The sequence below is a fragment of the Streptomyces geranii genome (assembly GCF_002954775.1).
Taxonomy (GTDB): Bacteria; Actinomycetota; Actinomycetes; order Streptomycetales; family Streptomycetaceae; genus Streptomyces; species Streptomyces geranii.
On record NZ_PJME01000020.1, the window covers coordinates 85,851 to 112,042 of the forward strand.

General features: G+C 71.2%; 26 protein-coding genes. 13 read left to right on the forward strand and 13 right to left on the reverse strand.

What is annotated here, in order from left to right; translation table 11 throughout:
- Nucleotides 1–25 precede the first annotated feature (25 nt).
- Together CW359_RS25340 and CW359_RS25345 are read left to right on the forward strand one after the other, a co-directional pair.
- Nucleotides 26–679: a hypothetical protein gene (locus CW359_RS25340; RefSeq protein WP_105972418.1), complete on the forward strand. Its 654-nt coding sequence runs from the start codon at nucleotides 26–28 to the stop codon at nucleotides 677–679.
- A 115-nt stretch (nucleotides 680–794) separates the two neighbouring features.
- Complete coding sequence (locus CW359_RS25345; protein WP_105972419.1) at nucleotides 795–1,511, forward strand: DUF1775 domain-containing protein; 717 nt, start codon at nucleotides 795–797, stop codon at nucleotides 1,509–1,511.
- A 594-nt stretch (nucleotides 1,512–2,105) separates the two neighbouring features.
- On the opposite strand, the gene CW359_RS25355 is transcribed toward CW359_RS25345, so the two are convergent.
- Entirely contained in the window at nucleotides 2,106–2,465 is a 360-nt protein-coding gene (locus CW359_RS25355; protein ID WP_105972421.1) for an ArsR/SmtB family transcription factor, read from the reverse strand.
- Nucleotides 2,466–2,626: 161 nt separating this feature from the next.
- On the opposite strand from CW359_RS25355, the gene CW359_RS25360 reads away from it, so the two are divergent.
- A complete protein-coding gene (locus tag CW359_RS25360; RefSeq protein WP_105972422.1) occupies nucleotides 2,627–3,949 on the forward strand; it encodes an MFS transporter in 1,323 nt (440 codons plus the stop codon).
- An 87-nt stretch (nucleotides 3,950–4,036) separates the two neighbouring features.
- On the opposite strand, the gene CW359_RS25365 is transcribed toward CW359_RS25360, so the two are convergent.
- The 7 genes from CW359_RS25365 to CW359_RS25395 form a co-directional block, all read right to left on the reverse strand.
- Nucleotides 4,037–4,711 carry a 4-carboxy-4-hydroxy-2-oxoadipate aldolase/oxaloacetate decarboxylase gene (locus CW359_RS25365; protein WP_105972423.1) on the reverse strand — a complete coding sequence of 225 codons (675 nt, stop codon included), beginning with the start codon at nucleotides 4,709–4,711 and terminating at the stop codon, nucleotides 4,037–4,039.
- A 9-nt stretch (nucleotides 4,712–4,720) separates the two neighbouring features.
- Entirely contained in the window at nucleotides 4,721–5,953 is a 1,233-nt protein-coding gene (locus tag CW359_RS25370; RefSeq protein WP_232838592.1) for an aspartate transaminase, read from the reverse strand.
- A gap of 3 nt (nucleotides 5,954–5,956) precedes the next feature.
- Nucleotides 5,957–6,700, reverse strand: a complete 744-nt coding sequence (locus CW359_RS25375; RefSeq protein WP_105972424.1) for an SDR family oxidoreductase — start codon at nucleotides 6,698–6,700, stop codon at nucleotides 5,957–5,959.
- Nucleotides 6,701–6,733: 33 nt separating this feature from the next.
- The gene (locus CW359_RS25380; protein WP_105972425.1) at nucleotides 6,734–8,044 is read right to left on the reverse strand and encodes an MFS transporter; all 1,311 of its coding nucleotides are present in this window, start codon (nucleotides 8,042–8,044) and stop codon (nucleotides 6,734–6,736) included.
- Between the two features lie 126 nt (nucleotides 8,045–8,170).
- On the reverse strand, nucleotides 8,171–9,172 hold the full coding sequence (locus CW359_RS25385; RefSeq protein WP_105972426.1) for a 5-oxoprolinase subunit C family protein: 1,002 nt from the start codon (nucleotides 9,170–9,172) through the stop codon (nucleotides 8,171–8,173).
- Nucleotides 9,165–9,938 carry a 5-oxoprolinase subunit B family protein gene (locus CW359_RS25390; protein WP_105972427.1) on the reverse strand — a complete coding sequence of 258 codons (774 nt, stop codon included), beginning with the start codon at nucleotides 9,936–9,938 and terminating at the stop codon, nucleotides 9,165–9,167. Before CW359_RS25390 ends, CW359_RS25385 begins: the two co-directional genes overlap by 8 nt.
- 1 nt (nucleotide 9,939) lies before the next feature.
- Nucleotides 9,940–10,722 (reverse strand): LamB/YcsF family protein, encoded by a 783-nt coding sequence (locus CW359_RS25395; protein WP_105972428.1) that lies wholly within the window; start codon nucleotides 10,720–10,722, stop codon nucleotides 9,940–9,942.
- A 220-nt stretch (nucleotides 10,723–10,942) separates the two neighbouring features.
- Between CW359_RS25395 and nac the strand changes: the two genes are divergently transcribed.
- From nac to CW359_RS25410, 3 genes are all read left to right on the forward strand, one after another.
- Entirely contained in the window at nucleotides 10,943–11,866 is a 924-nt protein-coding gene (nac, locus tag CW359_RS25400; RefSeq protein ID WP_105972429.1) for a nitrogen assimilation transcriptional regulator NAC, read from the forward strand.
- A 106-nt stretch (nucleotides 11,867–11,972) separates the two neighbouring features.
- On the forward strand, nucleotides 11,973–12,983 hold the full coding sequence (locus CW359_RS25405) for a 2-hydroxyacid dehydrogenase (RefSeq protein WP_105972430.1): 1,011 nt from the start codon (nucleotides 11,973–11,975) through the stop codon (nucleotides 12,981–12,983).
- 50 nt (nucleotides 12,984–13,033) lie between these two features.
- Entirely contained in the window at nucleotides 13,034–14,302 is a 1,269-nt protein-coding gene (locus CW359_RS25410) for a MalY/PatB family protein (RefSeq protein ID WP_105972431.1), read from the forward strand.
- Between the two features lie 3 nt (nucleotides 14,303–14,305).
- Here CW359_RS25410 and CW359_RS25415 read toward each other — a convergent pair whose 3' ends face one another.
- Complete coding sequence (locus tag CW359_RS25415) at nucleotides 14,306–15,301, reverse strand: M23 family metallopeptidase (protein ID WP_105972485.1); 996 nt, start codon at nucleotides 15,299–15,301, stop codon at nucleotides 14,306–14,308.
- Between the two features lie 257 nt (nucleotides 15,302–15,558).
- On the reverse strand, nucleotides 15,559–17,223 hold the full coding sequence (locus CW359_RS25420) for a hypothetical protein (RefSeq protein WP_105972432.1): 1,665 nt from the start codon (nucleotides 17,221–17,223) through the stop codon (nucleotides 15,559–15,561).
- A 209-nt stretch (nucleotides 17,224–17,432) separates the two neighbouring features.
- On the opposite strand from CW359_RS25420, the gene CW359_RS25425 reads away from it, so the two are divergent.
- From CW359_RS25425 to rpmF, 4 genes are all read left to right on the forward strand, one after another.
- A complete protein-coding gene (locus CW359_RS25425) occupies nucleotides 17,433–18,248 on the forward strand; it encodes an SAM-dependent methyltransferase (RefSeq protein ID WP_105972433.1) in 816 nt (271 codons plus the stop codon).
- 396 nt (nucleotides 18,249–18,644) lie between these two features.
- Nucleotides 18,645–18,836 (forward strand): putative ATP-grasp-modified RiPP, encoded by a 192-nt coding sequence (tgmA, locus tag CW359_RS25430; protein WP_105972434.1) that lies wholly within the window; start codon nucleotides 18,645–18,647, stop codon nucleotides 18,834–18,836.
- A gap of 16 nt (nucleotides 18,837–18,852) precedes the next feature.
- Nucleotides 18,853–19,839, forward strand: a complete 987-nt coding sequence (gene tgmB / locus CW359_RS25435) for an ATP-grasp ribosomal peptide maturase (protein ID WP_105972435.1) — start codon at nucleotides 18,853–18,855, stop codon at nucleotides 19,837–19,839.
- A gap of 120 nt (nucleotides 19,840–19,959) precedes the next feature.
- Nucleotides 19,960–20,124 (forward strand): 50S ribosomal protein L32, encoded by a 165-nt coding sequence (rpmF, locus tag CW359_RS25440; RefSeq protein ID WP_105972436.1) that lies wholly within the window; start codon nucleotides 19,960–19,962, stop codon nucleotides 20,122–20,124.
- A 15-nt stretch (nucleotides 20,125–20,139) separates the two neighbouring features.
- Here rpmF and CW359_RS25445 read toward each other — a convergent pair whose 3' ends face one another.
- On the reverse strand, nucleotides 20,140–20,901 hold the full coding sequence (locus CW359_RS25445) for a TIGR03943 family putative permease subunit (RefSeq protein WP_105972437.1): 762 nt from the start codon (nucleotides 20,899–20,901) through the stop codon (nucleotides 20,140–20,142).
- Nucleotides 20,898–21,944 (reverse strand): permease, encoded by a 1,047-nt coding sequence (locus tag CW359_RS25450; protein WP_105972438.1) that lies wholly within the window; start codon nucleotides 21,942–21,944, stop codon nucleotides 20,898–20,900. Before CW359_RS25450 ends, CW359_RS25445 begins: the two co-directional genes overlap by 4 nt.
- A 124-nt stretch (nucleotides 21,945–22,068) precedes the next feature.
- Here CW359_RS25450 and CW359_RS25455 point away from each other — a divergent pair, with 124 nt between their 5' ends.
- From CW359_RS25455 to CW359_RS25465, 3 genes are all read left to right on the forward strand, one after another.
- On the forward strand, nucleotides 22,069–22,482 hold the full coding sequence (locus tag CW359_RS25455) for a TOBE domain-containing protein (RefSeq protein WP_105972439.1): 414 nt from the start codon (nucleotides 22,069–22,071) through the stop codon (nucleotides 22,480–22,482).
- Nucleotides 22,483–22,544: 62 nt separating this feature from the next.
- Nucleotides 22,545–23,663 carry a serine hydrolase domain-containing protein gene (locus tag CW359_RS25460; protein WP_105972440.1) on the forward strand — a complete coding sequence of 373 codons (1,119 nt, stop codon included), beginning with the start codon at nucleotides 22,545–22,547 and terminating at the stop codon, nucleotides 23,661–23,663.
- Nucleotides 23,664–23,676: 13 nt separating this feature from the next.
- On the forward strand, nucleotides 23,677–24,330 hold the full coding sequence (locus CW359_RS25465; protein WP_105972441.1) for a nucleoside/nucleotide kinase family protein: 654 nt from the start codon (nucleotides 23,677–23,679) through the stop codon (nucleotides 24,328–24,330).
- A gap of 80 nt (nucleotides 24,331–24,410) precedes the next feature.
- Here the strand turns inward: CW359_RS25465 and CW359_RS25470 are convergent, their stop codons facing one another.
- Complete coding sequence (locus CW359_RS25470; protein WP_105972442.1) at nucleotides 24,411–26,189, reverse strand: hypothetical protein; 1,779 nt, start codon at nucleotides 26,187–26,189, stop codon at nucleotides 24,411–24,413.
- Nucleotides 26,190–26,192 lie beyond the last annotated feature (3 nt).

Below are 26,192 nucleotides of genomic sequence, written 5' to 3' on the forward strand. Positions count from 1 at the left end.
TCGCATGGTTGATGATGGGCAGGTCATGACCATGCCCTTTGCGCCGACGACGCGTTCCGCGCCACTGCCCGTGTTCCGGGCGGCGGTGTTCGCCGTCGTGGGTACGGTGCTCGGGGTCAGCGCGCACCATCTGATCGCCGGGGGGCCCGCTCCGTGGCGACCCGCGGTGGCAGCGGCGGTGCTGCTGTTCGCCGTGGGGCTGGCCGGTGGGCGGCGCCCGCGGTCGCTCGCCGCGGTGGTGGTGACGTGTGCGGCGGCCCAGTCCGGACTGCATGTGTGGCTGTCGGCCGCCCACTCGCGCCACACGCCCGCCATGACGATGCCCGCGCACGCGCATCACGCGATGACCGCCCATGGGACCTGGCCCGAGCGGCTGCACGACTCGGCCGCGATGACGGTCCTCCATGCCGTGACCGCCGTGTTCATCGCCGTGCTGCTGCAGCGGGCGGACGCGGCCTGCTGGTCGCTGGCGCGTGGTCTGAACGGGGCGGTCGACGCGATACGGGCCCGGATCGCGACCGTACGGGCGCTGCTCGAAGGTCTGCCCGTGCCGAGCGGGCGCGGGTCGCGGGTTCGCCGCCCGCGACGGGCGGAGTCGCCGCTGTGCACGGGGGCGCTCCTCGCGGACGTGGTGGTACGACGGGGTCCTCCGTCGGCGTGGCTCGCTCCCGCCGTCTGACTCCCCACTGCCAACCGCCAACTGCCCCTGCCGGAACGGCCCGGCCCAGCCCGGCCTTTCGTCGCATGGCGGCCGTTGCGCACCGCAGCACGCCCTGAAATCCCCGGAGACACCCATGTTCACTGCCCCCCGGCGCCTGGCCCTCACGGCCGCCGCTGCCACCACCCTCGTCCTCTTCACCGCCGGTCCGGCCGCCGCCCATATGGAGGTCGAGTCCGACAAGGCGCAGGCTCTCGCCGAGAACGTCGAGATCTCCTTCCACGCAGAGGCGGAGTCCGACAGCGCCGGGATCTCCGAGGTCCGGGTGATCCTGCCCGAGGGGATCGCGCCGGGTGACGTGTCGTACGGCGAGGGCCCCAAGGGGTGGAAGTTCGCGACCGACGACGAGGGTTACACGGTGAAGGGGGCGGCGCTGAAGACCGGGGTGAGCGCGGAGTACTCGATCGTCGTGCGGCAACTTCCCGACGCGAAGGAGCTTGCCTTCAAGTCGCTGCAGACGTACAGCGACGGGAGCATCGATCGCTGGATCGAACTGGACGAGGGTGGGGAGCAGCCGGCTCCTGTCCTGAAGCTGAAGGCGGCGGCGCCTGGCGCAAAGCCGATCACTCCGACCCCGACCGAGTCTCCGTCGCCGTCGGCAACTCCGACTCCGACTCCGACGCCCACGTCCGAGGAGACTGAGGCGTCGGCTACGCCTGTGGTGGAGGCGGCGAGTGAGGATGAGGGTGGGGTGTCTGCCGGAGTCTGGATAGGGGTCGGGGCGGTTGTGGTTGTGGCGGCGGGGGCGGGTGTGTACTTCGTGCGCCGGAAGGGGGCGGGGGCTGGGGAGTAGGCGGCTCGGGTAGGGGTTTTTCGCCCCCGCCGCCCCTACCCGTACCCATCCCGGGGGGGGGGGGGGCCCCCCCCCCCCCCCCACCGGCGCGGGGGGGGGGGCGGGCGCGGACCGCCGGGCGGGGGGTGGCGGGCGTTGCGGGGGAGGGTGGCGGACGGGTGGGTGGGGAGGTCGCGCTGAACGCGCTCGTCCTCAAACGCCGGACGGGCTGGAGATGCCGGCCTGCGCTGAAAAATCAAGCCCCGGCCAGCATCCTCAAGCTCCGGCCAGCATCCCCAGGCTCCGGCCGACACCCCCAAGCCCCGGCCAGCATCCCTAAGCTCCGGCCGACACCCTCAAGCCACAGCCGACACCCCCAAGCCTCAGCCCGCACCCTCAAGCCACAGCCGACACCCCCAAGCCTCAGCCCGCACCCTCAAGCCACGGCCGGCACCACTCAGCCCGTCCGGCGTTTGAGGACGAGGCCGTCCAGGCCGATCAACCACCCACCCACCCCCGCCTTACCCACCCACCCCAAGGGGGGTCCGGGGGCGCAGCCCCCAGGGATGGGACGGGTAGGGGCGGCGGGGGCGAAAAAGGAATGGCCCCGCCCGCTCAGTCGTGCGGTGCTTTCCCACTCACCCGGTGATCCGCATGGCTCAACGCCTCCATCACCAACCGCCGCAAATGCCCGTCCCGCAAGCTGTAGTGGACGTACCGCCCCTCCCGCCGCGTCTCCACCAGCCCCGCCAGCCGCAGCTTCGCCAGATGCTGGCTCACCGCCGTCCGCGACGCCTCGCACCGTTCCGTCAGCGAACCCACATCCGACTCCCCCTGTGCCAGCAGCCACAGCAGATGCAGTCGCGTCGCATCGGACAGCAGGGCGAACACCTCCGTCGCCTCGGCGAGACGCGCGCTGTCCGGGGCACGCAGATGCGTATCGGCCGCAGGTGGCAAGGTCTCGCGAGCAGACATGCCCTCAGCCTAGAGGCACGAACACCCCCGCAGCCGGTGTCCGACCATCGACTCCCGCATTTATATGTGCGCATGTGCGCACCCATAGCTAAAGTAGTGAGCCCCGCACCCGTTCGTCTGCACCCGCCCCCACCCCCACCCAGCCCCGCAAGGGACCCCGCATGCTCACCACCCTCCGCAACCGCACCTACCGCCGCCTCTTCACCGCCCAACTCGTAGCCCTCACCGGCACCGGCCTCGCCACAGTCGCGCTCGCCCTCCTCGCGTACGACCTCGCGGGCGCCCACGCGGGATCGGTCCTCGGCACTGCGCTCGCGGTCAAGATGGCGGCGTACGTCGTGATCGCACCCGCCGTCGGTGCGGTCGCCCACCGGGTGTCGCGGCGGGCGCTTCTCGTGGGGGCCGACCTCACTCGGGCCGGGGTCGCGCTGCTGCTGCCGTTCGTCGGGGAGGTCTGGCAGGTGTACGTCCTGATCTTCCTGCTGCAGGCCGCGTCGGCCGCGTTCACCCCCGCCTTCCAGGCCGTCATACCCGACGTACTGCCCGCCGAGCACGACTACACCCGGGCCCTCTCCCTGTCCCGGCTCGCCTACGACCTGGAGAGCCTGTTCAGCCCCGCCCTCGCCGCCGCACTGTTGTCCCTGGTCACCTACAACTGGCTGTTCCTCGGAACCGTGGCCGGCTTTCTCGCCTCGGCCGCCCTCGTCGCCTCCGTCGTACTGCCCAAACCCGTCATCGCCCCTTCCACCAACGGCAGTTGCACCAAGGCCACCTCCGGTTTCCGGCGTTTCCTCGCCGTTCCGCAGCTGCGCGCCCTCCTCGCGCTCGACCTCGCGGTCGCCGCCGCCGGTGCCATGGTCACCGTCAACACCGTGGTGTACGTCCGTGAGTTGCTCGGCCGGAGCACCACCGACGTGGCACTCGCGCTCGGCGCCTTCGGTGCGGGCTCGATGGGCGTGGCGCTGCTGCTGCCCCGGGTTCTCGAACGGGTCCCGGACCGTGCCGTGATGCTGCGAGGCGCCCTCCTCCTCACGGTCGCCTTCGTCGCCCTCGGCGTCATCACCTCTGCGGGCGGCGGCAGTTGGCGCTGGCCGGGGCTGTTGACCGCCTGGGTCGTGTTCGGGGGCGCCTGCTCGATGGTGCTCACTCCGACGGGGCGGCTGATCCGCCGGGCGACGTCGGCCGAGGGGAGGACGTCCGCGTTCGCGGCACAGTTCTCCCTCTCGCACAGCTGCTGGCTGCTCACGTATCCACTGGCGGGCTGGCTCGGCGCGACGGCCGGACTCCGGTCCGCGGTGCTCGCCCTGGGCGCCGTCGCGCTCACCGCCGCGCTGCTCGCCGTACGGCTATGGCCCGCACAGGAATCCGCAGCGGTCGAGCACGAGCACCCCGACCTCCCCGCCGAGCACCCGCACCTGGCTGCCGCCGGAGGCCGCCGGCACAGTCACCGGCCGCTCCACGACGGGCTCCACGCCCACGCCTGAGCGCGCGGCTGCCCTCACCTCAGGATCTCGGGGGGCGGGAGAGCGAGGCGGCAGGCTGAAGGATCGCCCGGCGCACCCTGCGCCCCCTCACTCCTCGATCACCAGCCCCTTCGCCGCCAGCACCGGCGCCAGGCCGCACAGGTCGATGACCGTCCTCCCCGCCCGGTACGCGGCGATGAACTCCGCCTCGGTGTCCACCCGTTGCTGTGACGCTGCGGCCACCTCGGCCGCGTCCTCGCGGAGGACGACCACCGCGCCGTCCGCGTCCGCCCGCATCACGTCGCCGGGGCGGACGAGCACGCCGCCTATGGTGACCGGCTCGCACATCGGGCCGACCGTCTCCTTCACCGTGCCCTTGATGGACACGCTCCTGGAGAAGACGGGGAAGCCCAGGGCGCGCAGGTCCTCGGTGTCGCGGACGCCCGTGTCGGTGATCAGGCCGCCGAGGCCCTTGGACTGGCAGGCGTTGGCGAGGACGTCGCCGAAGGAGCCCGCCTCCTCGTAGGCGCCGGCGGACACGACGACGACGTCGCCGGGGCGGGCGTAGGCGATGGCCGTCTGGAGCATCAGGTTGTCCCGTGGGGCGCACTGGACCGTGAACGCCGGTCCGCACAGGGACATGCGGTGGTCCACCGGCTTGATCGCCGAGTCCAGTGCTCCGAGGCGGCCCTGTGCCTCATGAATGGTCGCCGAGGAGTAGGCGCTCAGTCGCTCTACGAGCGCGGCGTCCGGCCGTTCGAACTTCGTGCTGACGCGGATCATGACGGCCTCTCAGGCAGAAGGGACTACGGACGGGACGGTGGACAGTTCCGCGCACGCCTTCGCCATGCGCGCGCACGCCTCCGTCAGGACGTCCGTCGACGTGGCGAAGGAGATACGGAAGTAGCCGGGGACGCCGTACGCCGTTCCGTGGATCACGGCCACCTGCTGGGTGTCGAGGAGGTGGCGGGCGAAGTCCTCGTCGTTGTCGATCCGGGTTCCCGACGGGGTCGACCGGCCTGTCGTCGCGCCGCAGTTGACCAGGAGGTAGAAGCCGCCGTCCGGGACCGTGCAGCTCAACTGCGGGATGTCGTTGATGAGTTGCACCGTGGCGTCGCGGCGGGCGCGGTACACGCTCACCGTCTCCCGTACGAAGTCCTGCGGTCCCGTGAGCGCCGCCGCGGCGGCGGCCTGGCTCACCGAGGACGGGCAGGACGAGGTCTGCGACTGGAGGGTGTTGATCGCGGTGATCAGGGCTGTCGGGCCTACGCCGTAGCCGATGCGCCAGCCCGTCATCGCGTATGTCTTGGAGACGCCGTTGGTGAGGAACACCCGGTCGGCCAGGCGGGGTTCGACCGCCGCGAGCGAGGGGGCGTCCTGGTCGCCGTACCAGATCTCGTCGTAGATCTCGTCCGTGAGGACACCCACGTGCGGGTGGTCCAGCAACACCTCGGCCAGGGAGTGGAGTTCCGTGGTCGTGTAGGCCGATCCCGTCGGGTTTCCCGGGGTGTTGAGGATCACCCAGCGTGTGCGTTCCGTGATCGCCGCCCCCAGGCGCTCCGGGGTGAGTTTGAAGCCGTCGCTCTCCTCGCAGTCGACCACGACCGGGGTGCCGTCGTTCGCGCGGACCATGTCCGGATAGGACACCCAGTAGGGGGCGGGCACGATGACCTCGTCGCCTTCGTCCAGCGTGGCCATCAGGGCCAGGAAGATGACCTGTTTGGCGCCGCCGCCGACCGTGATCCGGTCGTCGGTGCACTCCAGGCCGTGGCGTTCGCGCAGTTTGGCGGTGATCGCTGCGCGCAGCGCGGGTGTTCCGTTGACCGGGGTGTACTTCGTCTCGCCCGCCTCGATGGCCCGGATCGCGGCGGCCTTGACGTGGTCGGGGGTGTCGAAGTCGGGCTCGCCCACGGTCAGGTCGAGGATGGTGAGGCCCTGGCTCTTGAGTTCGCGTACGCGCTGCGCCGCCGCCGTGCTGGGCGAGGGCTTGATCCGGCGTACGCGTGCTGCCGTGTTCACGGGCATGGTTCAGCCCTCCCGGCGCTCGAAGTTGAGGCCGCCGGGGACCTGGAAGGTGGGCAGGATCTCGATGTGGCCGATGTTGACGTGCCGGGGCGCGTCGACGGCGAACTCGATGGCGTCGGCGATGTCCTCGGGCTTGAGGGACTCGTAGCCGTCGTAGAACTGCCGCTGGGCCTCCTCCATGTCGCCGAGGAGCCGGCCGAAGATCTCCGTCTCCACCCGGCCGGGGCAGATCTCGCTGACCCGGACCCGGCGGCCGTAGCCGTCGACCCGCAGCTGGCGGGACAGGGTGTGCACGGCCGCCTTGGTGGCGTGGTAGATCGTGTTGCCGCCGAAGTTGTAGACACCGGCGATGGAGCTGATGTTGACGATGTGGCCGAGATCCCGCTCGACCATGCCCGGCATCAGCAGCCGTACGAGGTGCAGGACCGCCTGGATGTTGACGGCGACCTGCTCGTCGACGGCGAACTCGTCGGCGGTGAGGATGTTGCCGGTGCGTGAGACGCCCGCGTTGTTGACGAGTACGTCGATCTGGAGGCCGTCGAGTACGGCGGTGAGCGCCTCGGTGTCGGTGATGTCCACGGCGTGCGGGACGCAGCCGGTCTCGCGGGCGAGGGCGTCGAGCCGTTCGGCGTTGCGGGCCACGGCGTGGACTTCGAGGCCTCGCTTGGCGAGGCGCTCGACCACTACGGCTCCGATGCCGGTCGACGCTCCGGTGACGAGCGCCGTCCTGTAGTCGGAGATGGGCATGCGGGTGCTCCTTGCTGTGGGGGGGGAGGTCGGTCAGGCGTCGCGCAGGGGCAGGTGGGCGCGGTCCTTCACCTGGGACACGGCGAGGAGCGTGCCCAGGGCCGTGAGGACGGCGTAGAAGGCCGGCATGTTGACGTTGCCCGTGCGGTCGATGAGGTAGGTCATCAGCAGGGGGGCCGTGCCGCCGAAGAGGGCGGAGGAGACGTTGTAGCCGAGGCCGTAGGCGGAGTAGCGGACGCGGGTCGGGAAGAGTTCCACGAGGAGGATGTGGATGACGCCCGTGTGGCCGGCGAAGACGACCGCCATGATGCAGGCGCCCAGGACGGCGAGGGCGACGTTGCCGGTACCGATCAGGAGGTAACAGGGGATGCCGACGACCGCCATGCCGATCGCCGCTCCGGAGAGGACCTTCTTGCGGCCGATCCGGTCGGAGAGGCGGCCCATGTACGGGATGGCGATACAGATCGCGACCAGGCTGGAGGCGGTGACGAGCAGGCCCTGGACCTTGCCGAAGTCCAGCTCGCTGCTCATGAAGGTGGGCATGTAGCTGAACAGGACGTAGTAGCCGGAGCCGTTCATCAGGGGGATGAACAGGGCCAGGAGCATGGCGCGGCGGTGCTCGGCGGACGCGAACGCCTCCTTGAGGGGGTTCTTGGACAGGCCGCCCTCTTCCTTCAGGCGGTTGAAGTTCGGCGTGTCGCTGATGCGCTTGCGGATGTAGATGCCGGTGATGCCGAGCGGGACGGCGAGCAGGAACGGTATGCGCCAGCCCCAGGACTCCATGCGTTCGGTGCCGAGTCCGCTGGTCATCGCGGCGGCGATCAGGGTGCCGGTGAGCAGGGAGAGGAACGAGGCGATCTGCGCGTAGCTGGTGTAGAGGCCGCGCTTGCCCTCGGGGGCGTGCTCGGCGAGGAAGCTCATCGCGCCGGAGGCCTCGCCGCCTACGGAGAAGCCCTGCGCGACGCGGAGCAGGATCAGCAGACAGGGGGCCGCCACGCCGATGCTGGCGTAGGTGGGCAGGACACCGATGGCGGCGGTGGCGACGCTGATCAGCATGATGACGAAGACCAGCATCCGCTGGCGTCCGATGCGGTCGCCGAGGTGGCCGCAGATGATCGCGCCGAGGGGGCGGAAGAAGAAGGAGACGGCGTAGCCGAGGAAGACGAGCTGGATGGCGTTGTCGGAGCCGGGGAAGAAGACGGCGGCGAGGGTTCCGGCCATGAAGCCGAAGATGCCGTTGTCGTACAGCTCGGCGAAGATGCCGACGCATCCCGCGAGGGTGACCTTGCGTGCTGTTCTCGGGTCGACGGTGTTGGGGACTGGCTGAGCGGCCACGGCGGTCATGGCTCTCCTGTCTGGACGCGGGCCCTGGATCGGACGCGGGCTGGGGACTGGGGGCGTTCGTGCGACTCCGTGCGGGGAGGGTTCGTACGGCGGGTTTTCCGTACGGCGGGACTTCGTGCGGGGAGGTCAGCCGCCGAGGGGAGCGCGGATGCGCAGGCTGTCGAAGGCGGTGCGGACGCGCGTGCGCAGCGCTGCGACGGCGGACCGTTGGGTGCGGTGGGCGGTGACCGCCTGGTCGAGGGTGCGGTGGCGGAAGCGGACGGTCTGGCCGGGGCGTACCTGGCCCAGGGCGGACAGTCCGGTGGCGGTGACGACGGCCAGGACGGGGTAGCCGGCCGTGACTCCTCGGCCCCGGTGCAGCACGAGGAGTTCGTCCCCGGCGGGGACTTCCACGGCGCCGATGGGGACGCCCCGGGAGAGCAGTTCGCCCTGGGTGACCCGGCGGGGCACCGTGCTGCCGTGCAGTCGCAGGCCGATGTGGTTGCTCTGCGGGCTGACGGTGAAGGGGGCGTCGAACAGACGCCGTCCCGTGTCGCCGAACTCGGCCCGGTCGGGGCCGTCGGTGACGTCGATGGTCCAGGTGGTGGGGACAGTGGTCGGGAACGGGGGGACGGGGGCGTTCAGGCGGAACAGCGGGATCCGCGAGTAGGGGTGGTCGACGGGTGGGCAGGAGGCGCGCAGGGCGAGTTCGTCGCCTTCGCGGAGGGGAGGACCGAAGCCCAGGATCGTGTCCGGGGCGCAGCTGCCCTGGAGGCGGGCGGCCTCGAACGAGCCGAGTACGGCCAGGTAGACGCGCAGGCCGTGCCGGATGCCGGTGACGCGGAGGGTCTCTCCGGCGCGTACGGGGACCGGTTCCCACTGCGGGTGGGGCACCCCTGCGACGGTCACGTCGGCGGGGGCGCCGGTCACGGCGACCAGGATGTCGGCGGAGGGGACGCAGGCGAAGTCGAGGGCCGTGATCTCCAGGAGGGGGGCGTGTTCGTCGTTGCCGCACAGGACGTTGGCGACGCGCGCCGAGTGCTGGTCGACGGCTCCGTTGGCGGGCAGACCGTAGCGGGAGCGGCCGACCCGGCCGAGGTCCTGGACGGTGGCGATGCCGGGGGTGCGGATCGTGAGGGTGTCAGCCATGACAGGCCGCCAGGCCGGCTTGGTCCGCCGAGTCCGCGCAGTGCGCCAGGGGCAGGTCGGCGTAGTCGTCCCACTGGTCGGGGGTGATCGGGCGGAAGCGGAAGATGTCGCCGGGGCGGTACGCGGTGATCGGGTCGCTGTGCAGGTCGAGGACGCGTACGGGGGTGCGGCCGAGGAGCGGCCAGCCGCCGGGCGAGGGCATCGGGCAGATGACCGCCTGCCGGCCCGCGACGGCGACCGAGCCGGGGTCGACGCGGGTGCGCGGCGAGGCCAGTCGCGGCACCGGCCTCGGGAAGGCGGGACCGTCCGTCATCGGCGCCCCGGCGGGTGCGCCGAGGCAGCGTACGGTCAGGTCGGCCCCGGAGTGGAGGGCGACCACCTCGCTCTCGGCGAGGCCGAGTTGGGCGGCCACCGTCGGCAGATCGGGGCCGTGCTCGCCGCCGTAGACGACGGGGACGAGGAAGCGGCGCGGGGGTGTCGTCGGCGCCGGGTCCGGGCCGAGCCGGGCGGCCTCGTGGGCCAGGACGCGCCGGACGGTGGCGTGGTCGGTGGCGGTGCAGTCGAACTCGACGAGCAGGGCGTCGTAGGCGGGCACGACGTCGTGGACGCCGGGGAGGCGGACGGCGTCCAGGGCGTCGGCCAGGGCGTGGACGAGCCGCCAGGCGGCCTCGGTGTCCAGGCCGACGGCCTTCGCGACCAGGGCGGAGTCGCCGCAGTCGGCGATCAGCACATCGGCGTGGGCGTGGGCGGGTCCGTGGCTCGTCATGTCAGGCTTCCCTGCCGCTCAGGACCTTGTCGAGGGAGGTGATCTCGACCCCGGCGGCGAGCAGTCGCTCCCGGATGCGGCGGGCCAGAGCGATCGCGCCGGGGCTGTCCCCGTGCAGCAGGACGGTGTCGCAGACGACGGGTACGTCCGTGCCGTCGACGCTGCGGATCGCCCCCTCGGTGACCATGCGCAGGGTGCGCCGGGCGACCTCCTCCGGTTCGTGGATCACCGCTCCGGGTTCGGAACGGGGGACGAGCGTCCCGTCGGCGCGGTAGGCGCGGTCGGCGATGCCGACGATGCCCACGCGCAGTCCCCGGGCCCGGGCGGCGTCGGCCAGTTCGCCGTCCTGGGCGAGGACGATCAGCGACTCGTCCAGGGCGGCGACGGCGTCCACGACGGCTCGGGCGTAGTCGGCGCGTACGGCGACCAGGTTGCCGAGGCGGCCGTGCGGGGCGACGTGATGTACGCGGGTGCCGTGGGCGGCGGCGAACGCCTGGAGGGCGCCGATCTGGTAGAGCACGTCGGTGCGGACCTCGTCCGGGGTGAGGTCCATGGCGCGGCGGCCGAAGCCGGCCAGGTCGGGGAAGCTCGGGTGGGCGCCGACGGCCACCTGTTTCTCCACGCAGGTACGGACGGTGGCGTCCATGATGCGCGGGTCACCGGCGTGGAATCCGCAGGCGACATTGGCGGAAGTCAGCACTTCCAGCAGGGCTTTGTCGTCGCCCATCGTGTAGGCGCCGAATCCCTCGCCCAGATCCGCGACGAGATCGATCATGGGGGTCATGACGCCCTCCGGGAGAAAGAGGTGAAGGAAAGGAAGTCCGCGAAGAATACGGAAGGGGAAGATCGGAGAAGAGGCCGAATTCGCGTTCCGCTCAACTTAAGGTGCCGCTCGCCGGGGCGCCAATATCCGTTCGCTTTGGCGTTATCGCGAAACCTTATGACCCACCTCACACCGGCGACTCCCTACGATGAGGCTCCGCTCCCCCGGTGGAAGGCCCCGCATGGACACCAGACGCCTCTACTCCTTCATCAAGATCATCGACGCAGGGAGCATCACGCGCGCGGCCGACATCCTGCACATCGCGCAGCCCGCGCTCAGCCAGCAACTGTCCGCGCTGGAGACGCAGTTCGGGCAGCAGCTGCTGATCCGCAGCAAGCGCGGGGTCGCCCCGACGGAGGCGGGCCGCGCCCTGTACCGGCACGCCCAGCTGATCCTGCGGCAGGTGGACCTCGCGCACGCGGCCGTCGAGGTCTCCGGACGGGCCCCGGCCGGCGGGGTGTCGGTGGGGCTCGCGCCGTACAGCCTGGGCGCGGCCCTCGCGCTGCCGCTCCTCAAGAGTGTGCGCGAGCGCTACCCGGACATCCTCCTGCACATCAACGAGAACTTCGGCGGTGTGATCAGCGAGGCGATCATGACCGGCCGGATGGACATGGCCTTCATCTACGGCGCCGGCCCGCTGCGGGGTGTGCAGTTCGAGCCCGTCCGCACGGAGGACCTGTTCCTGATCGGGGCGCCCGGCGCGGCGGTCCCGCCGGGCGAGGGCGAGGTGAGCCTGCGGGAACTCGCCGACGTGCCGCTGCTGTTGCCGAGCCGTATCCACACGATCCGGCAGGTGGTGGACGCCGCGTTCCAGCAGGCGTCGCTGCGTCCGCAGGTGGTGGGCGAGGTGGAGTCCGCGCTGACGCTGGTCAACGCGGTGGACGCGGACCTCGGTGCCACGGTGCTGCCCTGGTCGGCGGCGCGCGCCGTCCTCGACGTCCGCTCGCTGTCCGTACGCCGCATCGTGGACCCCGTCATCCAGGTCAAGCTCTCCGTGGTGACGTCGGACAATCAGCCCCTTTCGGAACCTGCCCTGGCGGTGCACGATCTCTTTCTCGAACTGATCAGCACGTTCGACGATTCCCCCGCCGGTAATCGAGAATAAAAATCGCCGATAGCGTCAGAGGAATCCGCTATTTGTCTCCGCCCACCGCCCGGTCTAGCTTTTCCCGGAACCTGGGAAACCGGAACCTGGGAAACTGGAGACATAGATGAAGAAGCGTGTCCTCACCACCCGTGAGAACCTGCCCGGCGACGGCCTGGACCGGCTGTCCGAGACGGTGGACGTGGTGGCCTGGCCGGGGAGCGAGAAGCCCGGGCCGGCCGATCTCGCCGCGCTCGCGCCCGGGGTGAGCGGCGTCCTGGCCCTCGGCAACGATCCGGTGGACGGCGCCCTGCTGGACGCGGCGGGCCCCTCGCTGGAGGTCGTGTCGCTGGCCAGCATGGGGTTCGACAACGTCGACCGGGCAGCCGCCGCCGAGCGCGGCATCGTCGTCACGCACACCCCCGGTGTCCTCGCGGAGACGACCGCCGACCTCACCTTCGCGCTGATCCTCGCCGCCCGACGCAGGCTGGGCGCCGCCGGAGCGAGCCTGGCGGCGGGCTCCTGGGGACTGTTCCGGATGCACGACTACCTCGGCCTCGACGTCCACGGCGCGACCCTGGGCCTGATCGGCTACGGCCAGATCGGCCGCGCGGTGGCCCGCCGGGCCCAGGGCTTCGGCATGCGCGTCCTGCACCACGATCCGTACGCCGCCGACGACGCCCTGTCGACCTCGGTGGACCTGGCGACGCTGCTGGCCGAGTCCGACATCGTGTCGCTGCACGTGCCGCTCACCGAGGAGACCCGGCACCTGATCTCGGCCCGCGAGCTGGCGGCGATGAAGCCCACGGCCACCCTGGTCAGCACCGCGCGCGGCGGTGTCGTCGACGAGGAGGCCCTGCTGCAGGCCGTCCGCTCGGGGCGGCTGCACTCCGCCGGGCTCGACGTCTACGAACGCGAGCCGATGGGCGCGGAGTTGTCGCCTCTGGTGGCCGAGGAGCACGTGGTCGCGCTCCCCCATATCGGGTCGGCGACCGAGGCGACCCGGGCCGCCATGGTCGACCTGGCGGTCGACAACATCCTCGACGTCCTCGCCGGACGCCCTGCCCGGACCCCTCTCCCCGGTACTTCCGCGCTGCCGGGCGCTCCGGCCGGTGCCGGTGTGGGAATGCTGACCTGAGTCGCAGAACCCACCTTCGGACCCGGCGTGCCCGGGGACGGGAGCGCAGCATGACGGACGCCACGCACTCGACGGCCCCCGACGACACCGAGGCCGGCCGGACGGACCCGCTCGTCCAGCTGTCCCTGGAGCAGCTGCGCAGACGCACCAGCATGAAATGGCGTACCCATCCGGAGGACGTGCTCCCGCTCTGGGTGGCGGAGATGGACGTACCGCAGGCCCCGCCCGTGGCCGAGGCGCTGCACGCGGCGATCGATCTCGGCGACACCGGGTACCCCTGCGGGAGCGCCTACGCCGAGGCGTTCGCCGGGTTCGCCGTGGAGCGCTGGAAGTGGGACGGGCTGCGGGTCGAGGACACGTCGGTGGTGCCCGACGTGATGATGGGCGCCGTCGAGGTGCTCCGGCTGGTGACCGGCCCCGGGGACGCGGTCGTCGTCTGCTCCCCGGTCTATCCGCCGTTCTACGCCTTCGTCGCACACGACTCCCGTGCGGTCGTCGAGGCCCGCCTCGGCCCGGACCTGCGCATCGACCTGGGCGCCCTGGAGGAGGCCTTCGCCCTGGCCCGATGTCGGGGCCGCCGCGCCGCCTTTCTGCTGAGCAACCCACACAATCCGACCGGAGTCGTCCACACCCGCCAGGAACTGGAGGCCGTCGCCGCGCTGGCCCGCAAGCACGGCGTACGGGTCGTGTCGGACGAGATCCACGCCCCGCTGGTCCTGCCGGGGGCCCACTTCACCCCGTACCTCAACGTCCCCGGCGCCGAGAACGCGTTCGCGCTGGCCTCGGCCTCCAAGGCGTGGAACCTCGCCGGGCTGAAGGCCGCCCTGGCGATCGCGGGCCCCGAGGCCGCCGACGAACTCCGGCTGCTGCCCGAGGAGGTGGGCCACGGACCCAGTCACCTGGGGGTCATCGCCCACACGGCGGCGTTCCGCGAGGGCGGGGCCTGGCTGGACGAACTGCTCCTCGGTCTCGACGCCAACCGGCACCTGCTGGGCCGACTGCTCGCCGAACACCTCCCCGAGGTGCGCTACCACGCACCCCAGGGCACCTATCTGGCCTGGCTGGACTGCACCCGGCTGCGAATCGACGACGCCAGGTACAACGGGGGCGATGGGGACGCCACCGGTCCCGGCGTGGTGAGCGACCTGGCCGGCCCCGCCCGGATGTTCCTCGACGAGGCCCGGGTCGCCCTCAGCTCCGGGCATGTCTTCGGCTCCGGGGGCGAGGGCTGCGTACGCCTCAACTTCGCGACGACTCCGGCGGTTCTGCGCGAGGCGGTGACCAGAATGGGGCGGGCGGTACGGGCCCGTCGGCCATGACGGTCAGCCGGAGGTCGCCAGCCACGGCTGCGGGTCGGCGTAGTAGCCGTCGTAGATCACCTCGAAGTGCAGGTGCGGCCCGGTGGAGAGGCCGGTGGACCCGACCTGGCCGATCGTGGCACCGCCGGACACCGTCTGGCCGCCGGTGACGCCGAGCGCGGACAGATGGCTGTACGTCGTCTCCAGCCGCTTGCCCTCGATGGTGCCGTGGTCGATGACGACGCGATTGCCGTACGCCTTGGTGTAGGCGGCGAAGACCACCTGCCCGGCGCGGGCGGCGAACACCGGGGCGCCCTGGGGTGCGGCGAAGTCCACGCCGGTGTGCAGCTTGGTCACGCCGGTGAGGGGGTGCTGGCGTGACCCGTAGGGGGAGGTGATGACGAGTGTGCTCACGGGGGCGGTGAGGATCGCGTCCGCCGGTCCGCCGCCCGTCACGGGTTCCTGGTCGAAGGTCTCGTAGCGCGGGAGGAGTCCCTTGACCTCGGCGAGGTAGGTCCGGGCACCGGCGGGCACGCGTCCCGCTTCGGTGACCTCGCGGATTCCCACGGCGTACGCGGCGAGCGTGAGGTCCACCAGTTCGCCGTTGACGGTGCCCTCGGTCCTGAGGTCGGTGATCTGCCGGGCGAGGGAGCAGTCCTGCCGGCCGAGCGCCATGATGGCGTCGGCCTCGTCGCGCGGTGAGGAGGTGCCGTTGCCGTCGTCGTCCTTGCCCCAGGTCCGCCACTGGGCGGCGGTGAAGCCCGCGATGCCCTGCTCGCCGGTGAGTTCACCGGTGTCGTCGCGCCAGCCGGTGAGCTGGTCGATCTGGGCGGCCAGCACGGACGGGGTGACGACGGTGCAGGCGGCGGCCTTGCGCAGCCAGGGCCCGTAGGTGTCGTTGACGCCGCTCGCGACGCTCTGCCGCGAGTCCGTGTTCGACGTCTCGCCGCCGGGCAGGCCACCCATCAGGGCGAGCGCGCCCGCGCCGACGGCAAGGGTCAGCAGACACGGCAGCACCATCAGGGTGAAGAAACCGGGGCCACGCCGACGGGGTTCGTCGCTCACTCAGCGGGCCGTCGCGGGCAGCAACTCGTACGCACGTACGGACGCTAGCGCGGCAGCCACCGAAGATCACCGGCAACAGAGGCAGCCGCCAAGGCAACACGAGCGTCCACAAGGGCAGACCTAAGGGGCGCGGGGCTGTATCGATGTGCGGCTCCGCCGCGGGGCGCGACCAACCCCCACCGCCCGCAGCCGAACGAACTACCCATCCAGCCTCAGCAACACCCGACGTCCAACCGGCAAAAGCACGAAGCCTCGATCGGAACGTCCGCGACCGCGACCGCGATCTTCAACTGCTGCGCGACGATCCGCGCCTCCCCCACCTTGCCCAGCCGAACCAGACACTCGTGGAACCCGTGCAGCGCCCAGACATTGCCGGGATGCTGCACCGCACGCGGCAGCGTGTCGTCGAGCCCGAGGTCGGCCCGATACACCGCCTCCGCCTCAGCCACCCTCCCCTGTTCCAGCAGCAGCGCCCCGTACGCGTGCCGGGTCGGCTGCATCCACCCCCACGGCTCGTCGTAGGGCAGGTTGTCGTCCAGGGCGATCGACCGCTCCAGCGCCGCGAAGGCCACCTCGTGGTTGCCCTTGCGGTACTCCAGCTCACCGTCGAGCATCGCCGAGGCGACGGCGAGGATGTCGGCGCAGGTGTTGTTGAACAGCATCCGGGTCTCCGGGACCCGGCCGGCCGCCGCGCGGAACAGTTCGCGTTCGGCCTCCGCCTCGACCGTGCGGCCGGTGGCGGAGAGGGCGACCCCTCGGGCGTACCGGATCATGGCGGTGGTGACGCAGTACAGCGACGGGTCGGCGGGCAGCGGCAGTCGGAGGATGTCCGCCCAGCGGCCGAAGCGGATCAGCACATGGACGCGCATGGCGAGGAAGCCCTCCAGCCAGTCGGCCATCGGCGGGCTCTGCACCCGCAGCAGTTCCTCCGGGATGGACGCCTCCAGCTGTGCGGCGGCCTCCAGTGCGGTCGCGGACTGGCCCAGGAACATCGCGCCGTAGATCTTGAAGTGGTGGTTGTGCGACCGGTAGAGGGTGTAGAAGTTCATCGCGCCGGACCGCTCGCGGAACTTCTCGTCGGCGGCGATCGCCGCGCTGTTGTCCGCGACGACGCGCCGGTAGTCGCCGCAGAGGACGTCCAGGTGGGTGGGCATGTGCTGGAGGTGCCCGGCGTCGGGGACCAGGCCGCGCAGCCGGTCGGCGGCGGGCAGGGCGGTCTCCGGGGTGGCCGACATCTCCATCAGGTGGATGTAGAGGTGCAGGAGGCCCGGGTGGCGCGAGCCCGCGTCGGTCGCGATCGCCCGCTCCAGGACCGCCTTCGCGGCGAGGGTACGGGAGCCTTCGGCGGGCTCTCCGGTGCGTACGTCCCACAGCTGCCAGGGGGTCAGGTTCATCAGCGCGTCGGCGTACAGGGTCGCGATGTCGAGGTCGTCGGGGGCGAGTTCGTACACCGCGCGCATGCTGTCGGCGTAGGGCTCGTTCCAGACCGAGCAGTCCTCGACGGCCTCCGCCTGCGGGTAACGGGCGCGCAGGGCGTCGATCAGGGCCTGTTCGACGGGGGTGGCACCGGCCGTCGCCGCCTTGCGACGGGCGAGTTCGACGGCGGCGTGGGTGCGGGCGACGGTCGTCGTGAGGTCCTCGCCGTCGAAGGACTCCCAGGGCTTGTTGTAGTTGGGGCCGAGGGCGTAGGCGATGCCCCAGTGGGCCATGGCGCAGTCGGGGTCCGCCGCGACGGCGGCCTCGAAGCAGGCGACGGCCTCCTCGTGGTGGAAGCCGTACGTCCACACCAGGCCCCGGTCGAACCACTGCTGAGCCTTGGCCGACGTCGTCGTCACGGTCCGCCCGTGGGTGCCGAGGTCGTAGTCGTAGTGATCCATCCGAGTTCTCCCGGTCTCCCGCTCCGCCCAGCCCTGTCCGGCGAGAGTAGAGGCCGCCGCCCGCCCGCGGCAGCACCCGTTCCGTCCGCCTCGGGCCCTGTCCCGGAGAGGCCGGTCATAAGATCACCCTCGTAGGCGCGGACGATGTTGACGGCCCGGGTGCGGGCCAACGTCCGTGCGGGGTGCGGGCAGTGACGAGAGGAAGCGACGTGAGCGAGCAGGGCGGTACGTCAGCAGAGGGACGCGGTCGGCTGGACACCTCGGTGGCCCACAACGCGCGGGTGTGGAACTACTGGATCGGCGGCAAGGACAACTACGTCGTCGACCAGGGCGTCGGCGACCACATCGACGCCATGTTCCCGCTGATCCGCAGCGTGGCCCGCGCGGACCGCGCCTTCCTCGGGCGCGCCGTGCGGTTCCTGGTCACCGAGCGGGGCGTGCGGCAGTTCCTGGACATCGGGACGGGGCTGCCGACGGTGGACAACACGCATGAGATCGCCCAGCGGATCGCGCCCGAGTCGCGGATCGTGTACGTCGACAACGACCCGATCGTGCTCGCGCACGCCCGTACGCTGCTCACCGGCACCCGCGAGGGTGCCACCGACTACATCGACGCGGACGTCCACGACCCGGACGCCATCGTCGCCCGTGCCGCGCAGACCCTCGACTTCGAGCGGCCCGTCGCCGTGATGATGCTCGGCATCCTCAACTTCGTGCTCGACACCGCCAAGGCGCGGGACATCGTGCGCCGGGTCATGGCGGCGGTGCCCTCGGGGAGCTTCCTCGTCCTGACGCACCCGACGACCGACTCGGAGCTGGGCGGCGAGGGCAACATCGAGGCGATGAAGTTCTGGAACGAGAACGCCACCCCGCCGATCACCGCCCGCCCCCGAGAAGAGGTCGCCGCTTTCTTCGAGGGCCTGGACCTGCTCGACCCGGGGCTCGTCTCCTGTGCGCACTGGCGTCCCGAGGACGACTCCGCGGGCGCTCTTCCGCAATTCGGCGCCGTCGCCCTGAAGCCCTGAACGCCGGGTCGCGCAAAGCGGGGGCAAGGGCCGGGGACAAGCGGGGGACAGTCATTCCACAGGCTGTTTTCGGCCCCTTATTCATTTGCGGGCGGCGGCAATTGGTATGTGAGTTCCGCAACACCTGAACTACTGGCCGCGTCGAGCGGTCAACTCAACGTAACGGATACTTTTCGGGAGTGGCCCATTCCGTACGGAAGTGGTGGTTCGGAACCTCACTGTTCCCTCAGTTCCCGCTCGTGGTGAGCTGGCAGGATGCGGTTGCGTGGAACGTGAGGCAACCATTCACTCGTTCGATTCGTATAACTCCTTGGAGGCGGGGCACGGTGGACGGGACAGTAATACCGGAGCACCACCGTCCACTTGACCGACGTCGTCGCCGATCGAGGAGATGCGATGCAGCTGTTCGTTCTGAACTACGCACGCCCGGCTGAGCAGTTGGAGGTGAGCACACCGTACAGCTACGACTGCGGACAGCAGTTGAATGTGCTCCCCGGTGGGCGGATTGCCGCTCACGACCATGCCGTGATGCGCGAATTCGGAGCCACTACGTCGACGGCGGGTTCCAAGACTCACTTCGACGACTGAACATGGATCTGACGCGATGACGGTCCTGGTTCTGACGTCCGAAGAGGATGTGACGGCGGATCTCGTGGTGGCCAGGCTGAACGGCTCCGGGATTCCCGTGGTCAGGCTCGATCCCGCCGAGCTGCCCGGTGATGTCGCCCTGTCCGGCGAGTATGTGCACGGTGCGTTCCGCGGGCATCTGTCCGTCGGCGGACGGCTGGTGAGCATGGGCGGGCTGCGGTCCGTGTGGGTGCGGCGGCCCGGGGTGCCGGGGGCGCGGGCCGCCGAGCCGTCGGGCTGGCTCACCGAGGAGGCCTCGCAGGCCTTCTACGGCATGCTGCGGGGGATCGGCGCACGCTGGATGAACCACCCCGACGCCGCCCGCCGGGCCCGGCACAAGCCCTGGCAGCTCCATCTCGCCCAGCGCAGCCGGCTGCCCGTACCGGCGACGCTGATCACCACCTTCCCGCAGGCCGCCCGTGACTTCTCGCAGCGCTACCCCGACCTGGTCGTCAAGCCCGTCTCCGGTTCGCATCCGCAGGAGCCGCCCAGGGTGGTGCCGACGAGCCGGGTGGCGCCCGGGGTCGACTTCACCGCCGTCGCCTTCGGGCCCACGCTGCTGCAGCGCCGGGTCGACAAGCGGGCCGACATCCGCCTCACGGCGGTGGGCCCCCGCATCCTGGCCGCCCGCAAGGCCGTCGCGCCGGACGCGCACCCCGACGACGTGGACGTCCGCTTCGCACCCTCGGACGAGCCCTGGCGGCCGGTGGAGGTCCCGGCACGGATCACCGAGGCCGTGCACCGGTACCTACGGGAGGCCGAACTCGCCTACGGCGCCTTCGACTTCGCCGAGGACGCCGACGGAATCTGGTGGTTCCTCGAATGCAACCAGTCGGGCCAGTTCGGTTTCATAGAGATGGACACCGGCCAGCCGATCGCCCACGCGGTCGCCGACTGGCTGGCCCAGGAGAGCCCGGACGACGACAGGTCGGGGCAGGCGCACGGTCCACCGGGGTGCCCCTGAGGCTCAACGCCGCCGCCTGTACGTTCCGTTCATCCTCGGCCAGGGCGGCACCGATCCCATTGTTAATGGGATCCATTTTCATGTAGCGTCCTGTCTCGCTTGCCAACCGAGGAGGACCCCATGGCCGTTCCCAAGCGGAAGATGTCCCGCAGCAACACCCGTCACCGCCGCGCCCAGTGGAAGGCGACCACCACCCAGCTGGTGCCGGTCACCGTCGACGGGGTCGCGCACATGGTGCCGCAGCGGCTGGTCAAGGCGTACGAGCGCGGGCTGATCCAGCCCTGACCGGGACCGGGCGCCTCAGTTGTTCCAGCTCTCGTCGTACGGGTCGCGCGGCGTCGGCACCGGCTTCGCCTCGGTGATGTCGAAGAACGGGATGAGGCCCTTGTTCACCGGGTCCTTGGTCCGCTTCGCGGTGTAGGTACCGGTGAGTTCGAGCCAGCTGTCAGGTTGCAGCACCGGGGGAATCTTGCCCGTCAGACCCACCTTGACGGGCTGGGCGTCGGCTGCACAGCAGTTGAGGGCCATCCGGACGAGATACGGGGTGCCCTTGCTGTCGAGCGCGACGAACCCGGTGATCGCGATCCGCCGGCCGCCCAGCGAGCGCCCGTGGTCGTAGGCGGCCCGGCCCGCGTAGTCGACCAGGCTGAGGCGTACGGGGTCGCCGGAGGGCAGCGGCGCGTAGGCCAGCGGCTTCTGGAGGGCCGTACCCGTGCGCAGGGCGCTGTAGGAGCCGAGGGCGGGCGGGGCGACCAGGATCAGCGCCAGCAGGGGCAGGACCAGGAGCCAGGAGACCCGCGGTTCACGGTGGACGTGACCGTGGCCGTCGCGGTCATGGCCGTCTTCGTGGCCCTCCTCAACCTCCCTGTCCGAGCCGGTGCTTGAGCGTTTCCGCTCGTACCAGACCGTCGCCAGCGCGGCCACGATCAGGACGACACCGGCGCCGACGACCAGCGGCTGGAGCCCCGCCTTGACGTACCGGAGATAGAGGTCGGTGGTGCCGGCGTGCACCATCGCGCCGCCGACCAGGAACAGGACGACCGCCTGTGCCTGCCGGTTCACAGCAGCACCGCCCCGACGAGCACCGCCGACGTCACGGCCACCACGAAGGTGGCCGGCGCGAAGCGGAGGGCGAAGCCGCGGCCGAAGGTCGCCGTCTGCATCGCGAAGAGCTTCAGGTCGATCATCGGACCGACCACCAGGAACGCCAGCCGGGCGGTCAGCGAGAACTGGGTCAGCGACGCGGCGACGAACGCGTCCGCCTCCGAGCAGATCGACAGCAGCACCGCGAGGACGGCCAGCACGAGGACCGACACCACCGGGTTGTCCGCCGCGAGGCTCAGCCAGCTCTCCGGCACCACGGACTTCAGCGTGGCGGCGGCCATCGCGCCGACGACCAGGAAGCCGCCCGCGTGCATCACGTCGTGCCGTACGGAACTCCAGAACGCGGCGCCCTTGCCGAGTCCCTCGTCGGAGGGACGGGACTGCGGGCGCAGCCAGTCGGCGCGGCCGAGCCGCTGCCACAGCCACCCCATCGCGCACGCCGCCAGCAGGCTCGCCACGAATCGCGCCACGACCATCTCCGGGCGGCCGGCGAACGCGATGGCCGTCGCGGTCAGCACGATCGGGTTGATCGCCGGCGCCGAGAGCAGGAACGCGAGCGCCGCCGCCGGGGCGACCCCCCGCCGCACCAGCGCGCCCGCCACCGGCACGGACGCGCACTCGCAGCCCGGCAGCACCGCCCCGGCCATCCCCGCGACCGGCACGGCGAGCGCGGGCCGGCTGGGCAGGGCGCGGGCGAAGAACGACGGCGGTACGAACACCGCGAGCAGCGCCGACAGCAGCACCCCGAGGACGAGGAAGGGCAGTGCCTGTACGACGACGGCGACGAACACCGTCATCCAGCTCTGCATCACCGGCGCGGACACCGCGCTGCGGATCGGCCCCTGCAGCGTGACGACCAGGATCAGCAGCATGGTCAGGACGAGCGGCGAGCTGAACTGCCAGCCCTGCTGCCCGTCCTTGGTCTCGGCCCCGGCCTCGGTTCCCGGTGTCTCCGTGTCGCGTTGGTCGGTCCCGGGCGGGGCCGCTTTGGTGATGCTCACGGGCGAGGTACCTCCGGGCGTGGCCGTGCTGCGTGCGTGCGTTCGTTCCCTTGCACTTCAGTACGCCGGGGCAGGCGCGGTTGCTCATTTTGCGAGATCGGGGAACGAGCTTAGGTTGGCGCACATGCAGTCCTACACCATTGGTCAGGCCGCCCGTCTGCTGGGCGTGAGCCCCGACACCGCGAGGCGGTGGGCCGACGCGGGGCGGGTGAAGACCCACCGTGACGAGGGCGGGCGACGGCTGATCGACGGCCGGGATCTGGCCGCGTTCTCCACCGAGTTGGCCGCCGCCCACTCCGGCGCGGGCGGCGGCTCCGGCGAGGAGGAGCCGTCGTACACCTCCGCCCGCAACGCCTTCCCCGGCATCGTCACGGCCGTGAAGCTCGGCGATGTGGCGGCCCAGGTGGAGATCCAGGCGGGCCCGCACCGGCTGGTGTCGCTCCTGACCCGGGAGGCGGTGGAGGAACTCGGCCTCGAAGTAGGCGTGGAGGCCACGGCACGGGTGAAGTCGACGAACATACATATCGACCGCACCTGATCCACATCCGCGGCGGGAAATAATCGGTGGCCGTGTCCACGGGGCCTGGCTACGGTCGCGGCATGGTGGAGACCTCCGGCACGTGCACCGACCAGTTCGCCCCCGTACGCGCGGCACTGGCCGCGTCCCTCGACGACAAGGACGTGGGCGCGTCGGTCGCCGTGTACCTCGACGGTGAACCGGTGGTCGACCTGTGGGGCGGTCACCTCGACGAGGCGCGCACGGTCCCGTGGGAGCGCGACACGATCACCAACACCTGGTCCACGACCAAGACGATGACGGCACTGTGCGCCCTGGTCCTCGCCGACCGGGGTGAACTCGACCTGGACGCGCCGGTGGCGCGCCACTGGCCGGAGTTCGCCGCGAACGGCAAGGAGGACGTCCTGGTACGGCACCTCCTCGGCCATACGGCGGGCCTGCCCACCTGGCACGAGCCGATGACGCTCGACGACCTCTACGACTGGCCGACCGCCACCTCCCGCCTCGCCGCCCAGGCCCCCGCCTGGAAGCCGGGCGTCGAGGGCGGCTACCACGCCGTGACCTACGGCCACCTCGTCGGCGAGGTGATCCGCCGGGTCACCGGCCGCACCCCGGGTGCCTTCTTCGCCGAGGAGATCGCCGGGCCGCTGAGCGCCGACTTCCACATCGGACTGCCCGCCGAGCACGACCACCGGGTCGCGCCCGTGATCCCCCCGCCCGAGCGGGTGCTCGACCCGGACGCCGCCCTGCCGCGCGACCGCCCCGCCAATCCGCCCCTCCCGCCGTCCACCGCAAACACCGAGGCTTGGCGCCGCGCCGAGATCCCCGCCGCGAACGGCCACGGCAACGCCCGCTCGGTCGCCGCCGTCCAGTCGGTCCTGGCCTGCGGCGGCACGGCCCGAGGCGTACGGCTGCTGTCGGAGGCGGGCTGCGAACGCGCGCTGGAGGAGCAGTTCAGCGGCATGGACTCGTCGCTGGGCGTGCCGATGCGCTGGGGCATGGGGTACGGGCTGCACACCGGCCAACTCCCCAACCCCCGCACGTGTTTCTGGGGCGGCTGGGGCGGTTCAATGGTCCTGGTGGACATGGACGCGCGCATGTCCGTGGCGTACGTCATGAACCGCATGCTCGAACCGGACGGCGTCGGCGACGACCGGGCGTTCATGATCCTTGCGGCGGCCTACGAGGGACTGTCCGGGTGAGAGACTCGGCCGCGTGGATCGACCTCACCTCTCCCCCACGTTCGACGAACTACTCGACCGTGCCCGGGCACTGGTCAGCGACGACCGGCGTGCCGTACTGGGCATCGCCGGGAGCCCCGGCGCGGGCAAGACGACGCTCGCCGAACGGCTCGTCCGCGCGCTGAACGGCGACGGCACGCCCTGGGCCGCCCATGTGCCGATGGACGGATTCCATCTCGCCGACGTCGAGTTGAACCGCCTGGGCCTACGGGACCGCAAGGGCGCACCGGAGACCTTCGACGCGGCGGGCTACGCGGCGCTGCTGCTACGGCTGCGGGACGACAGCGCCGGGGACATCGTCTACGCGCCGGGCTTCGAGCGGGTGCTGGAGCAGCCGCTCGCGGGGGCGATCCCGGTCCTGCCGACGGCCCGCCTGATCGTGACGGAGGGCAACTACCTGCTGCTGTGGCCCCGGGTCCGCGCACAGTTGGACGAGGTGTGGTTCTGCGAACTGGACGAGGCCCAGCGCGTCCGCCGACTGGTCGCCCGACATGAGGAGTTCGGCAAGGATCACGACACGGCGGTCGCGTGGGTGCTGGGCACGGACCAGCACAACGCCGACCTGGTCGCGGCAACCCGCGACCGAGCCGACCTGACGGTGAAGACAGACGGGACCACACCCGCCTAGGGGCGCGGGGCTGTGTCTGATTTGCGGCTCCGCCGCGCGGGCGCGACCAGCCCCCACCGGCCGTCAGCCGAAATTCCTCGTCAGCAACCCGACATCGTCAACTCCGGCTCACCATTCACATCGCCCGCCGCCTCACCGATGACAGCCGTGAACCCCTCGGTGCACACGAGCAGACCTTCCTGCGTCTCCTCGAAGACCGGCGTGAACCCGGCGTCAACACCCCCGTACCGCACAGCGAAAACACTCAATCCCTCTGGTGCCCCCGGCGCCGGCTCGACCTCCAGCGCCGTGGAACTGACCAGATGCCGCCACCCCTCATCGGGGTTGCCATAGCCACGCGGGTCAGCCGCAAGCGCGAACGCCGCCTGCTCCTGAGTCACCTCGCTGCGCGCATCGAAGTGGTCGACCCCCGCCGACCCGGGGTGGGTCAGCCGCAGCGGGCCGGCGGCGGCCACCCCGCCGGGTTCGGCCGTCCGGCGAACCCGCTCCCCGTCGTCCGTCGCGTACGGCAGCCCCGCGAGCAAGTACGGCGTGCCGTCAAGACGTTCGACGGCGACCGTGACCCACAGGGTCGCGCCGTCGGTGACGTACAACGACCGCACATGGCGCAGGACGTGGTCACGGCCGACGACCGGCTTGGTGACCAGCTTGGCCGCGAGGCCGTCGGTTCGGATGTCCCGTACCCGGACCTCGCCCATCGGGCGGCACAGCAGGAAGCCGTCCACGACGGGACCGAAGCCGTGCTGGCGGTTGACCGCGGCCGGGAGGTAGTACGTACCCGCCGCCTCCACCAGCGACGGCGTCATCCTGCCGTCGAAGGCCACCGAGACCGTACCGGCGCGGAGTTGGTGACGGAGTGGTTCGGTGGACGGGGTGCGGTGCCAGGGCGTGGTGTCCTGGATCTGCCAGACCAGCATCCACGCGAAGTGGCCGTCGATACCGCCGTCCGGCCCGGCCGCGTGCCGGGCCCAGCGGCTGTCGCCCCGGTAGCGGCCGAGGTCGGCGCCGATGCGATGGCCGAAGTAGCGCAGGCCGAGGACCGACTCGAAGGCGGAGTGCTGTTCGCTGTAGCGGGGGCCGCCGTTGTCGTAACCGCCGTTCGTCAGGCGGGCGTCGATGTAGCGGGCCAGCGCCTCGCCGTCCTCGGCGAAGATCTCCTCGCCGCTGATCCGGTGGGCCTGGGCGAGGAAAGAGAGGGAGATCGGGCCGTAGTTGTTGTCGTAGGCGCCGCCGTGCTCGGGCGGCAGGGCCGCACCCCGGTCGTTCACCCGGTGGGCTCGGATCTTCTCGACGTACAGCGCGATGGCGCGCGAGCGGACCGACTGCCCTTCCTCGGAAGGGAGATGGGGAGCCAGCATCAGGCCGCCCACCACGCAGCCGATCGCCTGGTTGCCGGCCTCCTGCGGGTTGAAGAAGGTCGCCTCGGTCAGCCGGCGCCAGTAGCCGCGCGCCAACTCGACCAGTTCCGCGCGCTGTTCGTCGGCGACGAGGCCCTCGGCCGCGTCCAGGATGTTGACCGTCTGGAGCAGCGCCCACACCGTGCTCGGCCAGTCGCCGATGGGGTGGGCGCCCGTCTCCAGTACGTAACGGGCGTACGGCAGGCCGGAGTTGCGGATGCGCAGGTTCGGGTAGCCGGGGTTGTCCTCGGTGTAGACCCGCTCCCGGAGATGGAAGGCGAGGCTGCGTGCCACCGCCTCCGGGAGGCGTGGGTCCTTGCCGCGCTGCCAGGCGAGGGCCAGCAGCGAGGTGAGGCCGAGGGAGGTGTCGCCGATGTCGTCGACGGCGGTCAGGACGGCGTCGTAGTCCGCCGGTGTGGCCGGCAGATCGTGCAACGCCCCTCGCTGGTGCGGGAGATACAAAGC